The sequence below is a fragment of the Bacillus sp. CR71 genome, from assembly GCF_003429245.1.
Lineage (GTDB): Bacteria > Bacillota > Bacilli > Bacillales > Bacillaceae_G > Bacillus_A > Bacillus_A thuringiensis_S.
In genome coordinates, this window is sequence record NZ_CP031748.1 from 495,179 (window position 1) to 510,631 (window position 15,453).

A 15,453-nucleotide genomic window follows, 5' to 3' on the forward strand; every position below is an offset into this window, starting at 1 on the left:
CATAATATGCATTGAAAAGTGAGAAAAAGGGGTGACTATTTATGAGTACGGCAGGCTTATTTTCAATTTTTTTAATCGGGATCGCTTCTAATTTAGATAATGCAGGTGTTGGAATTGCGTATGGCATTCGTAAAATTCGTATTTCGTGGTTTAACAATTTTATCATCGCATTCTTTGGATTTTTATTTACTTTATTAGCGGGATTTTTTGGGAACTGGATTGCGTTATTTATTTCAGAGTTTACAGCAAACTTGATTGGAGCAATCGTTTTAGGGATAATCGGGGTGTTTATTTTATGCCAGCCTTTCTTGAGTCAAAAAAATACAGCAGGTTCTAAAGATGATAATGTACTTATGGGAATTTTACGTGATCCAGAAAAAGCAGATTTCGATGGATCTAAAACAATTAGTTTTTCTGAAGCACTTGTTTTAGGGGTTGCATTGTCTATTAATAATATCGCAGGTGGGTTCGATGCTGGAGTAACAAATTTAAACCTTTGGCTTACAGCGACTATTTCTGGGGTGTTTAGTTTTATTTGCATAAGTGGTTTTGGGTATGTAGGAAAACGATATTTAGCAGAATACTTAGGGAAATGGGCGACGGTTATTGCAGGAGTGTTATTAATTCTTATTGGGATTGATCAGTTGTTGTAAGGAGAGTAGAAAACAAGGTTCGAGTATTTCCTTGGAAATACAGCAAGGGATTGCATATATCGACGTACTTTTCTCCATACTAATACGGATTTCTTTTAAGAAAGGGGGATTTGTATGGGACGCGGGAAAGCATTTGATCATAAGAAAAAAGGGCATGATCATCAACCACCTAAAGGTGCGTTCATTCATAAAGATGTAAATGAACATACTTTGGAAGAGGAAGAGCTACCAGTAAATATTGAGGCGTATAAAAATAGTTTAAAAAAACATTAAAAGCACCTACATAGGTGCTTTTTTTACCGTATATCTTCAATTAATTGTTCGGATTCTTCATGCATACTGTACTCACTTAATACTTGAATGCAAAGCCACTTTAATTCTTCGATCGTATGCTCAAGTTCTTCAGGAAGCACATGGTGAATGTCTTCAAGTCCCATTCCGAAATGAATAAGTTCAAGTACTTGATCATCGATGTTCCGGTCCATTAATAGTTCAAGTACTTCTAAATTGAATATGTATCGGTGAGCTTCGTCGAGTGAAACAACTTTTAGCTTTAAGCTTTCTACAATACTCAATATAAAAAGAAGAATTGTTTTTTCAAGAACAGGTTGTTTTCCCATTTGAAATATTAGTTTCATCTTTCACACCTCCACATATAGCGCTAGGTTGTACTATATTATTCGGGAGGGGGGAGCAAATATGCATAATAAAGAGAAACTTTCAATACCGTTTTTGTATGGATATTGATAACAGATCAAATAAAAAAATCCCGCTATACTAGCAGGATAACTTTCCATTAAAAAATACTCCAGCCTTCTTGAGCAGAAAGAAGTTCAAGAATTTTAAAACCAGCGATACTATTTCCGTTTGCATCTAAAGCTGGCCCGAAAATACCGATTCCCATTTCACCTTTTACGCAGCCGAAAATGCCACCGGCTACACCACTTTTTGCAGGGATACCAACACGGATTGCAAATTCACCAGATTCGTTATACATACCACATGTGACCATAAATGTTTTGCAAATTTTTGTAATATGTTTAGGGATAATCTGTTTCTTTTTATATGGATCATATCCATCCATTGCAAAAATTAAGCCAATACGTGCTAAATCAATACAGTTTACTTCAACTGCACATTGACGAGTGTATAAATCCATAAGTTCTTCGATGTCACAATCGATAATTCCGTTTTGTTTCATATAGTAACAAAGTGAACGATTTAAGTAAGCTGTCTCTAATTCTGAATTGGCAACTTTAGAAGAATAATTAATAGTAGGATTATCTGTTATTTCACGTACAAAATGAAGGATACGCTCCGTTTTTTCCTCGTTATCTTTTCCTGCTAACATGCTTGTAATAGCTAATGCTCCTGCATTAATCATTGGATTAAGGGGTTTGGACGGACTTGTCGTTTCTAACTTAATAATAGAATTAAATGGGTCACCCGTTGGTTCCATTCCAACTTTAGAAAATACATATTCTTCGCCACGGTCTAAAAGGGCAAGGGCAAGTGTAATTACTTTGGAAATACTTTGAAGAGTAAATAGTGTTTGTGAGTTGCCTGCATGGATATATTCTGATTCTTTATGGAAAATGGCAATCCCTAAATCGTCTGGATTTGCATTTCCTAGTTCGGGGATATAAGTAGCAAGTTTTCCTTTTTTTGTATATGGTTTTACTTGTTCTAACAACTGTTGTAAGTTGTTTGTTTCAATGCACTGCATAGTACCAACGCTCCTATTTCGAATTAACTAAGTTTACTTTTCCCGATATGCTCGGAAATAAATAATAACATGAAAAAGTGGAATGATAAAACGAAAGTTACATGTTCTATAGCAGGTCGTTCGTTTCGGGTCCTCTGTATTAAAAAAGGAGAATTTCCCTTTTATATAACAGTTTGGAAATAGGAGATTTATCCATAAAAAATCCAAAAATAAAAACTACACATCTATACAACTATATGTTATTATGGTTATGTAAATAGAAAGCGTTTTCTAAGGCGTACTTATAATGATAACGATTTCATAAATTGAATTAGGGGGAATTAAAATGTTGCAGTTTTTACAACGTATTGGTAAAGCTTTAATGCTTCCGATCGCAGTACTACCAGCAGCAGGATTATTGCTTCGTCTAGGACAAGAAGACGTATTAAACATTCCTGTTATGGCACAGGCCGGTGCAGCAATTTTTGATAATTTAGCACTTATTTTTGCAATTGGTGTTGCAATCGGCTTATCTGTTGACGGTAGTGGTGCAGCTGGTCTTGCAGGTGCAATTGGTTATTTAGTTATGAAGAATACAACTAATGCTTTAAGTGTTACTTACTCAACAGCAGAATTAAATGATAAATTAAAAAGTGTTCAAGATTTAGTCGGTTCAGTAGATCCAACTAAATTAGCAGATACGATGAATAAAGTTTCTAAAGCAGCAGCTTTGACACCAAAAATAAATATGGCTATACTCGGTGGTATTATTGCCGGGGTTATCGCTGGATTACTATACAACAAATTCCATAAGATTAAACTACCAGAATGGTTAGGATTCTTCGCTGGAAAACGTTTCGTACCGATCATTACGTCTATTGTAATGCTTCTTTTAGGATTATTATTTGGTCAAATTTGGCCAACAATCCAAACTGGTATTGATGCAGTGTCACACGGTATTGTAAACCTAGGTTCAATCGGTGCAGGGTTATTCGGATTATTAAACCGTTTATTAATTCCAATCGGTTTACATCACGTAATGAACACTTATTTCTGGTTTGTACTTGGTGACTTTACAAATGCAGCTGGTGATCTTGTTCATGGTGATATTGCTCGTTTCTTTGCAAAAGATCCATCAGCAGGTATGTTTATGACTGGTTTCTTCCCAGTTATGATGTTTGGTTTACCAGCAGCGTGTTTCGCAATGATTGCGGCTGCTAAACCAGAAAAACGCAAAGCAGTTACTGGTATGTTAGCTGGTTTAGCATTAACTTCATTCTTAACTGGTATTACAGAGCCAATCGAATTCTCATTCATGTTCTTATCACCAGTATTATATGGTGTGCATGCAGTATTAACAGGTCTTTCTTTATTCATAACAACATCACTTGGCATTCGTGATGGTTTCACATTTAGCGCAGGTGCTATTGATTATGTTATTAACTTTGGTATTGCAACAAAACCTGTATTATTAGCAGGTATCGGTTTAATTTATGCAGCAATTTACTTTGCAGTATTCTACTTCTTAATTAAGAAGTTCAACTTAAAAACTCCAGGTCGTGAAGATGACGATGAGTTAGTTGAAGATGTGGATGCACCAGTTGCAGGTTCAATTGGTGAAACTTACGTAGCAGCTCTAGGTGGAAAAGAAAACTTAACAGTTATTGATAACTGTGCAACACGTCTACGCTTACAAGTAAAAGATGCTAGTCAAGTAAACGAAGCAGCATTAAAACGTGCCGGTGCAAAAGGCGTTATGAAATTAAGTGACACAAGTGTACAAGTTATCGTAGGTACAAATGTTGAATCTGTTGCCGATGATATGAAAAAACACGTATAAATAATGAGATAAGAGGATGTCCAAAAAGATTGATAACATCAATTTTTTACAGGATATCTTCTTTTTTTTTTTATAATTTAAAGGGAATCTTACTTTTGTAAATTTTCTTTTTCTTTTTTGTACATATGGGTTGGTAATATCTGCAGTGCGTGATAAAGTAGGGATGATATAGAATGGATTATCCATAATCTACTAAAATAAATCTTTAGTAGAGGAATTAAATTATTGGTGAGTAAGGGGAAAAAAGCAATTATGGATCAGGAAAAAAATAATGCGAATGGGAAAGCACATCGGCCGATTGTATACATAAAAAGGACAATCATTCTCGTCTTACTATTATCACTTGTATATTTCATGTATACAAAAATTGTTGAGCATAATAAGAAAGAAGAAACTTTAAAAGCGGCAGCAGAAATGAAGAAACAAGAAGAGCTAAAAAAGAAAGAAGAAGAAAAAAAGAAGCAAGAAGAACAAAAACAAAAAGAGCAGGAAGAACAAGTGAAGCAAGCGCAAGCTGCGGAACAGCCTACTGAAGGACCACCTCAAGAAATTAATGAAAACGCTCAATTGGACCAGTATTTACAAAACGCAGGATTTAGCGGGACAGCTGTTATTGTGAAGAACGGAAAAGTTCTTCTGAATAAAGGGTACGGTATGGCAAATAAAGAGCAGCAAGTACCCAATAATTCAGAGACGACTTTTTATATTGGTTCTATTTCAAAGGCGTTTGTAGCAACCGCTATTATGCAGTTGAAAGATCAAAAAAAATTACAAGTAGAAGATACTGTTGCGAAGTATATTCCAGATTTTCCACAAGGTAATAGTATTCAGCTAAAACATCTATTAACACATACATCAGGGATTCCAGAATATGAGCAGGGAAAAGAAGATATTTCTCATGAAGAACTGATAAAGCGAATAGGAAATCAAAAGCGTATTGGTGGTCCAGGAGAGAAGTGGAAGTATTCCGATTCGAACTACTCTATACTTGCATACATTGCCGAGAAGGTAAGTGGACAGCCGCTCGAAGAATATATTAAACAACATATTTTTGCTACTGTGGGTATGAAACATTCTGGTTTTGGCACAGAATTAGAACAAACAAGATTCCCATCAACGGGTTATAAAATAGTAAATAACAATATGACAACACCTAATATTCCGAGCATGTCACAACTATATGGTTGTGGTGATATATATACGAGTGCACATGATTTATATTTATTTAACGAAGCACTCTTCTCTGGAAAGTTAATTTCAAAAGAGAGCTATGATCAAATGTTTACAGGCGGAAAAAAAGATTACGGATTTGGATGGTACGTAGACCCAGGAAGTTATTCGAATCACGGTGTAATGCCAGGATGGAATTGCTTAAATGGATTTAGTAAAAGCGGAAGTGTGTATGTCGTTTTATTATCTAACATCCAAAACAACATTAAATCGTTTGGTAAAGTGAATAACGACATTTATACAATGTTGCGGAATATTGAAGTGTAAGAAACTATCCTTTTGGATAGTTTTTTTTATGCCCTTAAACAAATATTTCTTTTAGAAAATGTATGTCTTACCTATCACAAAAATATCTGTTTTGTATACATTAAGATGTATGGATGTAAAATTTTGTAATCTAAAAATAATAGGAGGAGAAGTGTATGTGTCTGTTCGGAAAATATTGGCATAAGTTATCAAGATTATTTAATAGACAATTAGGCTATTTTTTAGATGACAAATTATTGCCTGCTGTGGAACGACTTTTATTTTCGCAAAACTTTGCAAGGTTTATTCAAAGAAACTCTAAGCAAGCTACGGAAGAATTTATAAAATCAAGTCAATTTCAATCTATTATTTGTAATATTTTAAAAGAATGCAATACATCACCTTTTAAAGAAATTGCAAAGCAGTATTTAGGTAAAAACGTAGAAATTACGGTGACGGTTGGACAATTAACAGGCGTTATTGTAGCAGTTGGTGATGATTTCTTAACATTGCAAGAAGGAATAGGAACTGAAGTTTTATTACCATTTACAAGCATTATATCAATTAAAGAAGTGTAAGAAAGGAGAGTTATATATGTTATTTACTGATGAATTACGTAACCATGTTGGTGAGCTAGTGCAAGTTGTGACAGCTGTAGAAATTGTTACAGGCATTCTTTTATCTGTGACAGATGGGGCGATAATTGTGCGTACTTCTCCTTCTTATGGACCACCGGAAGATGTAATTGTGCGTACTCCTATTATTGCTTATGTTCGATTGGAAGGGTAAGCGTGATACAAGTATGAGAGTATCAGTTGTTATTCCAGCGCACAATGAAGCGAGTACTTTATCGCAAGTTTTAGTAGAAGTGGAGAAGCTCGAGCCTTACGAAATTATCGTGGTAGATAATGGGTCAACAGATGGGACGAAAGAAATAGCGTTACAACATCATTGTCACATGATTTATTATAAACATTCTCTTGGCAATGATGTTGGACGGGCTATTGGAGCTAGAGAAGCAAAAGGTGAAATTGTCTTGTTTTTAGATGGTGATATTGTTATTGATAGTAAAGAGTTACAACGTTTCGTGAAAGGGATTCAACAAGGGCATCAAATTGTTGTGAATAATTTAACATGGTCGGTTTATTTAAAGATGAGACCACATTATACGACAGTTGGAAAGTTCATGTTGAATCGTTATTTGAATAAAAAGGAGCTTGTTGTTGGATCTTTAATCGCAATTCCACATGCGATGAACAGGAAAGTTATCGAGAAACTTGGGTGGTGGAATTTAGCAGATCCAGCACTATTTCAAGCGATGGCGATGTCTAGAGGAGTAGATATTGTTGATACGGCTTCGGTCGATGTAATTCACACAAATAAGGTTCGTCCTGTGCATACGGGAACATCACCTGGTTCTCCTTATCCGAAAGCGACTAGCCGTATTATGGGTGATCATTTACGTGCTTTACAATACGTAATCGAAACATATGGTAAACGCGGCGGTTTTTCGGAGGGAAACAGGGATAGAGAGTTTATAGGGAACTATAAACCCGTTGTATTAAAGAAGGAAAAAGCGAAATATAGTGCGATTATACCAGTGTCAGAAGAAAAAATGACGATAAGATCTGTTATACAAGAAGTGAAAAAAGCAGGGGTAGATGAAATTATTGTTGTCGCGAATGGCGCAGATTTTGAGACTGTTAAACACGCAAAGCTAGAAAATGTTATTGTTGTTGAATTTACGAAGGCGCTTGGACATAATGTAGCACGAGCGATAGGTGCCATGCATGCTACGGCAGATATTTGTTTATTCGTTGATGGTGATTTTGTTATTCCAGCAAAAAAACTCACTCCATTTTTGCAAGCTGTTGAAGATGGAAGTGACGTGGTTTTAAATGATTTACAATGCTTATTAGATATGTTTCATCCTGCAGATCCAATTAGTATGGGGAAATATTTTGTGAATTTAGTAGCGAAAAGACCGGATTTATGGAATAACTCATTAACGGCAGTACCACATGCTATGCATAAAAGGGTAATAGAGAAAATAGGATATGACTCGCTTGTTATTCCGCCATTAGCCCAAATGAAAGCTATTTTGGAGGTTTTTTCTATTACAGCAGTAGAATTTGTAGATGTTATAAAAACCAATCGGGTACGCCCGGAGCAACATGGGTTTGTAAATGGACGTATTCCGGCATTTGACCGTATTTTCGGTGATCAACTTGAGGCGATTGCTTATCTATTACAATATACAGACGAACGTGGGAGTTTTACGGATGGAGATCGCGATAGAGACATTATTCAACAATTGAGAAAGGAAGAAAAGAATACAGATGAATGCTAGTAGTAAAGTAGCTATTATTGGATTAGGGTATGTTGGTCTTCCTTTAGCAGTCCATTTTGCAGAAAGAGGATATACCGTACTAGGATTAGATAAAGATACTAGAAAAATAGAATCGATTATAAAAGGAGAAAGTTATATTCCAGATGTTTCTTCTAAAGTGTTACAAAGTTTATTGACTAAAAATAAATTAATAGTAAATACACCAGATAAAGGTATTACTGATTTCCAAAATAGTGATTATGTTATTGTTACTGTTCCAACTCCAATTAATGAACGAAGAGAACCAGATTTAAGTGCCCTCATTTCAGCTTCGCATTATATACAACAAAATCTCCAAAAAGGACAAACCTTCATTTTTGAAAGTTCCACATACCCAGGCACACTTGAGGAAGTTATTATTCCTATTATTTCTCAAGCCGGCAAAAAGGTAGGAGAAGATTTCTATATTGGATATTCTCCTGAGAGAATTGATCCAGCAAATAGTCAATATTCAGTTCAAGCTATTCCAAAAGTTATTAGTGGACAAACAGAAAAGTGCAAACAAAAAGTACAGGATTTATATAGTAGCATTTTTGACTTAGTTGTACCTGTTAGCTCTCCGAAAGTAGCAGAGATGTGTAAGCTATTTGAAAATATTCAGCGCTTAGTTAACATTTCTTTAGTAAATGAGTTAAACACACTATGTGAAAGTTTAGGGATTGATTTTTATGAGGTTATTGAAGCGGCATCTACAAAACCGTTTGGATTTACTCCGTATTGGCCAGGACCAGGGATAGGGGGGCACTGTATTCCCGTAGATCCTTTATATTTTCAATGGAGAATAAAAAAGAATGGGGCAATTAGTCAATTAATTGAGGCGGCACATGTAATTAATGAAGAAATGCCAGAGAAAATTGTCCGGAAAGTAAAGGGCATGGTGCAATCACCCGGACTAGTTTTAATTGTAGGAATCGCGTATAAGAAAGATGTAAATGATTTGAGGGAATCACCGGCTTTGCCAATTATTCAATTACTAATAAAAGAAGGATACAAGATAAAATACCATGATTCATATATTTCTTCTGCAGAAATTGGAGATAAGGTGTATCAATCCGTTGCCTTGGATGAACAAACAGTTAAAGAGGCAGGTTGTATTTTAATTTTAACTGATCATTCTAATATCGATTGGAAGCTTTTTAAAGGAATGAACCGAGTAATAGATACAAGGGGAATTATAAAGAAGGTGAGTGTATGAGTAAGAAATGTTTAATTACAGGTGGGGCCGGATTTATTGGATCTCATTTAGCTGAAGAGTTGGTGAGAAGGGGTTATGAAGTCACGATTGTGGATAACTTCTATAAAGGGAAAAATAAGTATCATAATGAGCTAATGAGAGAGATGCGGGTTATTCTAATAAGTGTTTTAGACAAAAATTCTATTTATGAGTTAGTAAATCAACATGATGTAGTGTTTCATTTAGCAGCAATTTTAGGTGTTAAAACGACAATGGAAAAAAGTATAGAGCTCATTGAAACGAATTTTGATGGAACGAGAAACATTTTACAAGCAGCATTAAAAGGAAAGAAGAAAGTAGTTTTTGCATCTACTTCCGAAGTATATGGCAAGGGCAAACCGCCTTTCTCAGAAGAAGGGGACCGATTGTACGGGGCAACTTCTAAAATACGTTGGAGTTATGCAGTGTGTAAAACATTAGAAGAAACATTATGTTTAGGCTACGCATTAGAAGGTTTACCGGTAACAATTGTTCGTTATTTTAATATTTATGGTCCAAGAGCGAAAGATGGTCCGTATGCAGGGGTAATCCCGCGATTTATCAGTGCGGCCCTGCAAGGAGAAGATATTCTCGTATATGGAGATGGAAAGCAGACACGTTGCTTTACGTATGTAAGTGATGCGGTAGAGGCAACGATTCGAGCAATGGATGAGAAGGTAAATGGTGAGATTATTAATATAGGTTCCGAGAACGAAAAGAGTATAAAAGAAGTAGCAGAAACAATTAAAAAACTAACGAAATCTTCTTCAAAAATTATACAAGTTCCTTTTGAGGAAGTATATCCACATGGCTTTGAAGAAATTCCAAATAGAAGGCCGAACGTAACGAAGTTAAGAGAGCTTGTTCAATTTCAAGCGACAGTAACGTGGGAACAAGGATTGAAAGAAACTATTAAGTGGTTTCATGAAGAAAACAATGGCTAAGTCGCTATCAGTTATTATTCCTGCAAGTAATGAAGTGGATACAATTTCAGACGTTATTCAATCGGTAAAACCGTTAAATCCAGTAGAGATTATTGTAATAGCAAATGGTTGTAATGATGGTACAGAAGAGGTTGCTAATCGGTTAGGATGTAAAGTAATCAGGCATACAGAACTATTAGGAAACGATGTTGGACGTGCAGTTGGCGCAAAATATGCGATAGGTGATGTATTACTATTTATAGATGGGGACTTTGCTATTCCAACTTCAAAATTACAATTGTTTCTTAATCCGATTTTACATGATCAGACTGACATCGTTTTAAATAATTTGGACGCATTGTTTTTAAAGAAACAAAAACCCCATTCTGTTACAGTGTGGCGTCAAATATTAAATGCAATGTTAGAGCGTGAAGAATTAAAAATAGATTCTTTATTATCTGTACCTCATGCGTTGACGAAAGAAGTCGTCCAGAGTATTGGATACGAATGTTTAGTTAATCCTATTGTAGCTCATTTACGTATAGCACAAAGTAAATGGAGAATTAGCCGTCATTGTGCTATTGATGTTATTACGCCGAATAAATTTCGACCGGTTGAACATGCTGCATATGGCACGAGCCTTTCTCAATCTGAAAGAAGAATGATAGGTGATCATATAGAAGCTGTTGCGGAACGGATAGTAAGCAGTGATACACGCGGGGGATATTATGATGGAAATAGGAAAAGGAATAGCGTCTATCATACTTTAAATTTCGAAGATTTTTATCAAGGAGGGGGCGTTACATCCAATTTGTATAAAGGAAAGCAACTATCGGTTGTTATTCCTGTACAAGATGAAGAGAAAACAATTGGAAACGTTATAGAAGAGCTTCGTAAAATTGAACCTTTTGAAATCATCGTCGTCGTAAATGGTTCGTCAGATAAAACAGCAACGATTGCAAAAGACAAGGGCGCAACGACAATTGTATATAAAGAAGCCCTTGGAAACGATGTAGGGCGTTCACTTGGAACTTATTTTGCAAAAGGAGAAATTGTGTTATTTATAGATGGTGATTTTGTTATTCCAGCTAGGGAGCTATATCCTTTTGCAAAAGCTATTGCAGATGGAAAGGACGTCGCATTAAATGATTTAAATCATTATTTAGATCTAAGAGTACCACTTCATCTTGTAACTGCGTTTAAGTATGCACTAAATTTAGCTTGTGATAGAAAGGATTTAGGGGTAGGATCACTTATTGCGGTACCTAATGCATTTAGCCACAAGTGTTTGAAAGCAATTGGGTATAAATCTTTATTGTCACCTTGTGTAGCACAAGTGAAGGCTCTTCTTTCTGGATTTGAAATTGCGTGTGTATATCGTGTTGAGGTTGATAAGATGAACCGTATTCGTCCCAGTGAACATTTTGCAAAAATAGGTCATCCTCCAGCTGTACTTCGAATTATAGGTGATCATATAGAGGGACTAGAGCAAATAATTGCATTAACAGACAATCGTGGCGGATTCTATGATGGCAATAGAAAAAGAGATGTTTTATAGAAGTAACAAAAAAGTGTACAACATGTGTACACTTTTTTGTTCTGTTATAAAAACTATAACAGATTAGGAGATAAGAGTATTACAGCTCTACAATGGGTATTGTTCTTATATTACAAAATAGGACTCGTATATAAGAATACCAAAAAAATACAATTAAGGAAAGGGTTAATTTTAAAGACTTTTAAATGAAGTTACCACTATATATATAGTGGTTTGCTCAACTTTTCACAAACATGTCACAACTATTTCGTTCACTTTCTTAAAAAAGTAGTATTCTAAGTGTGTAAGCTGTTATATAAAAAATCTTAGTCCTGTACTAATCAAAAATGGAGGAGATTAGGATGACTCAAGTATTAGAAAATGTTAAAAACGCATGGGAAAACTTTAAAGGTGAAAAATGGAAAGCAGAGATTGATGTTCGCGATTTCATTTTAAATAATGTAAACGTTTTCGAAGGAGACGAATCTTTCTTAGCAGAAGCAACTGAAGCAACGAAACAACTTTGGGATCAAGTAATGGATTTAACAACAAAAGAACGTGAAAACGGTGGCGTTCTTGATATGGATACAAAAATTGTTTCTTCTATTACATCACATGACCCAGGATACTTAAATAAAGATATTGAAAAGGTAGTCGGTTTCCAAACTGATAAACCATTTAAACGTTCTTTACAACCATATGGTGGTATTCGTATGGCGGAGCAAGCTTGTGAATCTTATGGATACGAAATGGACAAAGAACTTAGTCGTATTTTTAGAGATTGGAGAAAAACTCATAACCAAGGTGTATTCGATGCCTATACACCAGAAATGAGAAATGCACGTAAATCAGGCGTTATTACTGGTCTTCCAGATGCATACGGTCGTGGACGCATTATCGGTGACTATCGACGCGTAGCATTATATGGTATTGATCATTTAATTGAAGCGAAAAAAGCTGATTTAAATTTAACTGGCGGTGTAATGAGCGAAGATACAATGCGTTTACGCGAAGAATTATCTGAGCAAATGCGTGCACTTCAAGAACTAAAACAAATGGCTGCTTCTCATGGTTTCGATATTTCTAAACCAGCAACAAATGCACAAGAAGCGTTCCAATGGTTATACTTCGCATATCTTGCGGCGATTAAAGAGCAAAACGGAGCTGCAATGAGTCTTGGACGTACTTCTACATTCTTAGATATTTACATTGAAAGAGATTTAGCAAATGGTACTTTAACAGAAGAAGAAGTACAAGAAATTGTAGATCACTTCATTATGAAATTACGTCTTGTGAAATTCGCAAGAACACCTGATTATAATGAATTATTCTCTGGTGACCCAACTTGGGTAACTGAATCTATCGGTGGTATTGCATTAGATGGTCGTCCATTAGTAACAAAGAACTCATTCCGTTTCTTGCATACATTAGATAATTTAGGACCAGCTCCAGAACCGAATTTAACAGTTCTTTGGTCTAAACAATTACCAGAGAACTTTAAAAACTACTGTGCGAAAATGTCCATCAAAACATCAGCAATTCAATATGAAAATGATGACATTATGCGTGCTGATTACGGCGATGATTACGGAATTGCTTGTTGTGTATCTGCAATGAGAATCGGTAAGCAAATGCAGTTCTTCGGAGCTCGTGCAAACTTAGCGAAAGCATTATTATATGCGATTAACGGTGGTAAAGATGAAAAATCAAAAGCACAAGTTGGTCCTGAGTACGCACCAATTACTTCTGAAGTATTAAATTACGAAGAAGTTATGCATAAGTTTGATATGACAATGGAATGGTTAGCGGGTCTATATTTAAACACACTAAATGTTATCCATTACATGCATGATAAATATAGCTATGAACGTATTGAAATGGCACTTCATGATACGAATGTTCTTCGTACAATGGCAACAGGTATCGCGGGTCTATCTGTAGTAGCAGACTCATTAAGTGCAATTAAATACGCACAAGTAAAACCAATCCGTGATGAAAACGGTATTGCAGTGGACTTCGAAATTGAAGGAGACTTCCCTAAATACGGTAACAATGATGATCGTGTAGATGAAATCGCTGTAAATCTCGTGAAAACATTTATGAATAAACTTCGTAAACATAAAACATATCGTAATTCCGTTCATACAATGTCAATTTTAACTATTACATCTAACGTTGTATACGGTAAGAAAACTGGTAACACTCCAGATGGACGCCGTACTGGAGAACCATTTGCACCAGGTGCAAATCCAATGCACGGACGTGATACAAAAGGTGCATTAGCTTCATTATTATCTGTAGCTAAATTACCATATGAAGATGCACAAGATGGTATTTCTAATACATTCTCTATTATTCCAAAAGCACTTGGTAAAGAAGATGATGTACAAGTACGTAACTTAGTATCTATGCTTGATGGCTATGCAGTAAAAGAAGGCCATCACTTAAATATTAACGTATTTAATCGTGAAACATTAATGGATGCAATGGAACATCCTGAGAAATATCCACAATTAACAATTCGCGTATCTGGTTACGCTGTAAACTTTATTAAATTAACTCGTGAACAACAAATTGATGTAATTAACCGTACAATGCATGAAAGCATGTAAATGAAAAAAGTGTCCCTTCGCTCTTAATATATAGCGAAGGGAGGCTGTTTCAATAAAGGAGGAAGTAACATGGTAAAAGGAAGAATACATTCTGTAGAGTCTTGTGGTACTGTTGATGGCCCAGGGATTCGTTATGTCATATTTACACAAGGGTGTTTATTACGTTGTCAATATTGTCATAATGCTGATACTTGGGAAATCGGTAAAGGTAAAGAAATAACAGTTGAAGAAGTGATGCAGGATGTGACATGTTACCTTCCATTTATTGAAGCCTCCGGAGGCGGTATAACAGTTAGCGGTGGAGAGCCATTATTACAGCTAGACTTTTTAATTGAGTTGTTTAAAAAGTGTAAAGAGGCTGGTATCCATACAACAATCGACTCTTCGGGTGGTTGTTATTCTGAGGAACCAGAATTCCAAAGTAAGCTAGATATTTTAATGGATTATACAGATTTAGTTTTATTGGATTTGAAACATATCGATTCCAAAAAGCATCGTAAATTAACAGGGAAACCAAATGAACATATTTTACAATTCGCTCGTTATTTATCGAATAAGGATAAACCGATTTGGGTACGACACGTATTAGTTCCTGGTGTTACGGATAATGAAGAGGATCTACAAAAACTATCTAGCTTTATTCAAAGTCTGTCTAATGTTCAAAAAGTTGAAGTGTTACCATATCACAAGCTTGGTGTATATAAATGGGAGGCGCTTGGACATAAGTATCCACTCGCAAATGTAGAACCACCTACTGAGAAAAATGTAGAACATGCTAAACATATTTTACAAGCGGTCTAATCCAAATATTGGATTAGGCTTTTTGCTTTCTTTACAATAAAATCTAGAGTATATATTGATAAAAGAGTATACTGAAAGTAGAATATCCATAATTTTGTACGGAATAAGTGGAGAAATTTACATAATTGTAAAGGGAAATCAAAATAGTAAAAAGAATTAAGAAGTAAAAGAGTGAGTATCATGGAATAGAGAACATTTGTAAGTTATTGCGAAAGCTCTTATAGGAAAGTATAATGTAAAGATATGAGCACAGATAGGATTAAGGGGTCAATCTTATATGCTTTGCATATCCACGACAGGTACA

Annotated in this window: 14 protein-coding genes and 1 pseudogene; 13 read left to right on the plus strand and 2 right to left on the minus strand. The window is 35.4% G+C overall.

The window, feature by feature from the left end:
* The first annotated feature begins 41 nt into the window (after nt 1–41).
* Nucleotides 42–653, plus strand: coding sequence for a sporulation membrane protein YtaF (gene ytaF / locus DOS87_RS02570; protein ID WP_000100730.1), 612 nt, complete (start codon nt 42–44; stop codon nt 651–653).
* A gap of 114 nt (nt 654–767) precedes the next feature.
* Nucleotides 768–926 (plus strand): hypothetical protein, encoded by a 159-nt coding sequence (locus tag DOS87_RS02575; protein WP_000532409.1) that lies wholly within the window; start codon nt 768–770, stop codon nt 924–926.
* Nucleotides 927–949: 23 nt separating this feature from the next.
* On the opposite strand, the gene DOS87_RS02580 is transcribed toward DOS87_RS02575, so the two are convergent.
* Nucleotides 950–1,291, minus strand: coding sequence for a DUF3969 family protein (locus DOS87_RS02580; RefSeq protein ID WP_000766603.1), 342 nt, complete (start codon nt 1,289–1,291; stop codon nt 950–952).
* Nucleotides 1,292–1,449: 158 nt separating this feature from the next.
* Nucleotides 1,450–2,379: a glutaminase A gene (gene glsA, locus DOS87_RS02585; RefSeq protein WP_001149847.1), complete on the minus strand. Its 930-nt coding sequence runs from the start codon at nt 2,377–2,379 to the stop codon at nt 1,450–1,452.
* A 325-nt stretch (nt 2,380–2,704) separates the two neighbouring features.
* Between glsA and nagE the strand changes: the two genes are divergently transcribed.
* The 11 genes and pseudogenes from nagE (at nt 2,705) to pflA (ending at nt 15,149) form a co-directional block, all read left to right on the plus strand.
* On the plus strand, nt 2,705–4,198 hold the full coding sequence (gene nagE / locus DOS87_RS02590) for an N-acetylglucosamine-specific PTS transporter subunit IIBC (protein WP_000938888.1): 1,494 nt from the start codon (nt 2,705–2,707) through the stop codon (nt 4,196–4,198).
* A 252-nt stretch (nt 4,199–4,450) separates the two neighbouring features.
* Nucleotides 4,451–5,695 (plus strand): serine hydrolase domain-containing protein, encoded by a 1,245-nt coding sequence (locus DOS87_RS02595; protein WP_000371815.1) that lies wholly within the window; start codon nt 4,451–4,453, stop codon nt 5,693–5,695.
* 155 nt (nt 5,696–5,850) lie between these two features.
* Nucleotides 5,851–6,252, plus strand: a complete 402-nt coding sequence (locus DOS87_RS02600) for an LSm family protein (protein WP_000335512.1) — start codon at nt 5,851–5,853, stop codon at nt 6,250–6,252.
* 16 nt (nt 6,253–6,268) lie between these two features.
* Nucleotides 6,269–6,463: an LSm family protein gene (locus DOS87_RS02605; RefSeq protein ID WP_000899475.1), complete on the plus strand. Its 195-nt coding sequence runs from the start codon at nt 6,269–6,271 to the stop codon at nt 6,461–6,463.
* A gap of 13 nt (nt 6,464–6,476) precedes the next feature.
* The gene (locus DOS87_RS02610) at nt 6,477–8,024 is read left to right on the plus strand and encodes a glycosyltransferase family 2 protein (RefSeq protein ID WP_003309053.1); all 1,548 of its coding nucleotides are present in this window, start codon (nt 6,477–6,479) and stop codon (nt 8,022–8,024) included.
* On the plus strand, nt 8,014–9,258 hold the full coding sequence (locus tag DOS87_RS02615) for a nucleotide sugar dehydrogenase (protein ID WP_000994265.1): 1,245 nt from the start codon (nt 8,014–8,016) through the stop codon (nt 9,256–9,258). The genes DOS87_RS02610 and DOS87_RS02615 overlap by 11 nt, the downstream gene beginning before the upstream one ends.
* On the plus strand, nt 9,255–10,220 hold the full coding sequence (locus DOS87_RS02620) for a UDP-N-acetyl-alpha-D-glucosaminuronate decarboxylase (protein WP_000037051.1): 966 nt from the start codon (nt 9,255–9,257) through the stop codon (nt 10,218–10,220). The genes DOS87_RS02615 and DOS87_RS02620 overlap by 4 nt, the downstream gene beginning before the upstream one ends.
* A complete protein-coding gene (locus DOS87_RS02625) occupies nt 10,213–11,757 on the plus strand; it encodes a glycosyltransferase family 2 protein (protein WP_142330509.1) in 1,545 nt (514 codons plus the stop codon). The genes DOS87_RS02620 and DOS87_RS02625 overlap by 8 nt, the downstream gene beginning before the upstream one ends.
* Nucleotides 11,726–11,946: pseudogene (locus tag DOS87_RS02630) on the plus strand (hypothetical protein). Before DOS87_RS02625 ends, DOS87_RS02630 begins: the two are co-directional and overlap by 32 nt.
* 152 nt (nt 11,947–12,098) lie before the next feature.
* Nucleotides 12,099–14,348: a formate C-acetyltransferase gene (gene pflB / locus DOS87_RS02635; protein ID WP_000195467.1), complete on the plus strand. Its 2,250-nt coding sequence runs from the start codon at nt 12,099–12,101 to the stop codon at nt 14,346–14,348.
* Between the two features lie 69 nt (nt 14,349–14,417).
* Nucleotides 14,418–15,149: a pyruvate formate-lyase-activating protein gene (pflA, locus tag DOS87_RS02640; protein WP_000238468.1), complete on the plus strand. Its 732-nt coding sequence runs from the start codon at nt 14,418–14,420 to the stop codon at nt 15,147–15,149.
* Nucleotides 15,150–15,453: the final 304 nt, after the last annotated feature.

Bases quoted from the DNA above. Each gene is read 5' to 3' on its own strand.
- ytaF (WP_000100730.1), top strand. From the start codon at position 42: ATGAGTACGGCAGGCTTATTTTCAATTTTTTTAATCGGGATCGCTTCT.
- DOS87_RS02575 (WP_000532409.1), top strand. From the start codon at position 768: ATGGGACGCGGGAAAGCATTTGATCATAAGAAAAAAGGGCATGATCAT.
- DOS87_RS02580 (WP_000766603.1), bottom strand. From the start codon at position 1,291: ATGAAACTAATATTTCAAATGGGAAAACAACCTGTTCTTGAAAAAACA.
- glsA (WP_001149847.1), bottom strand. From the start codon at position 2,379: ATGCAGTGCATTGAAACAAACAACTTACAACAGTTGTTAGAACAAGTA.
- nagE (WP_000938888.1), top strand. From the start codon at position 2,705: ATGTTGCAGTTTTTACAACGTATTGGTAAAGCTTTAATGCTTCCGATC.
- DOS87_RS02595 (WP_000371815.1), top strand. From the start codon at position 4,451: ATGGATCAGGAAAAAAATAATGCGAATGGGAAAGCACATCGGCCGATT.
- DOS87_RS02600 (WP_000335512.1), top strand. From the start codon at position 5,851: ATGTGTCTGTTCGGAAAATATTGGCATAAGTTATCAAGATTATTTAAT.
- DOS87_RS02605 (WP_000899475.1), top strand. From the start codon at position 6,269: ATGTTATTTACTGATGAATTACGTAACCATGTTGGTGAGCTAGTGCAA.
- DOS87_RS02610 (WP_003309053.1), top strand. From the start codon at position 6,477: ATGAGAGTATCAGTTGTTATTCCAGCGCACAATGAAGCGAGTACTTTA.
- DOS87_RS02615 (WP_000994265.1), top strand. From the start codon at position 8,014: ATGAATGCTAGTAGTAAAGTAGCTATTATTGGATTAGGGTATGTTGGT.
- DOS87_RS02620 (WP_000037051.1), top strand. From the start codon at position 9,255: ATGAGTAAGAAATGTTTAATTACAGGTGGGGCCGGATTTATTGGATCT.
- DOS87_RS02625 (WP_142330509.1), top strand. From the start codon at position 10,213: ATGGCTAAGTCGCTATCAGTTATTATTCCTGCAAGTAATGAAGTGGAT.
- pflB (WP_000195467.1), top strand. From the start codon at position 12,099: ATGACTCAAGTATTAGAAAATGTTAAAAACGCATGGGAAAACTTTAAA.
- pflA (WP_000238468.1), top strand. From the start codon at position 14,418: ATGGTAAAAGGAAGAATACATTCTGTAGAGTCTTGTGGTACTGTTGAT.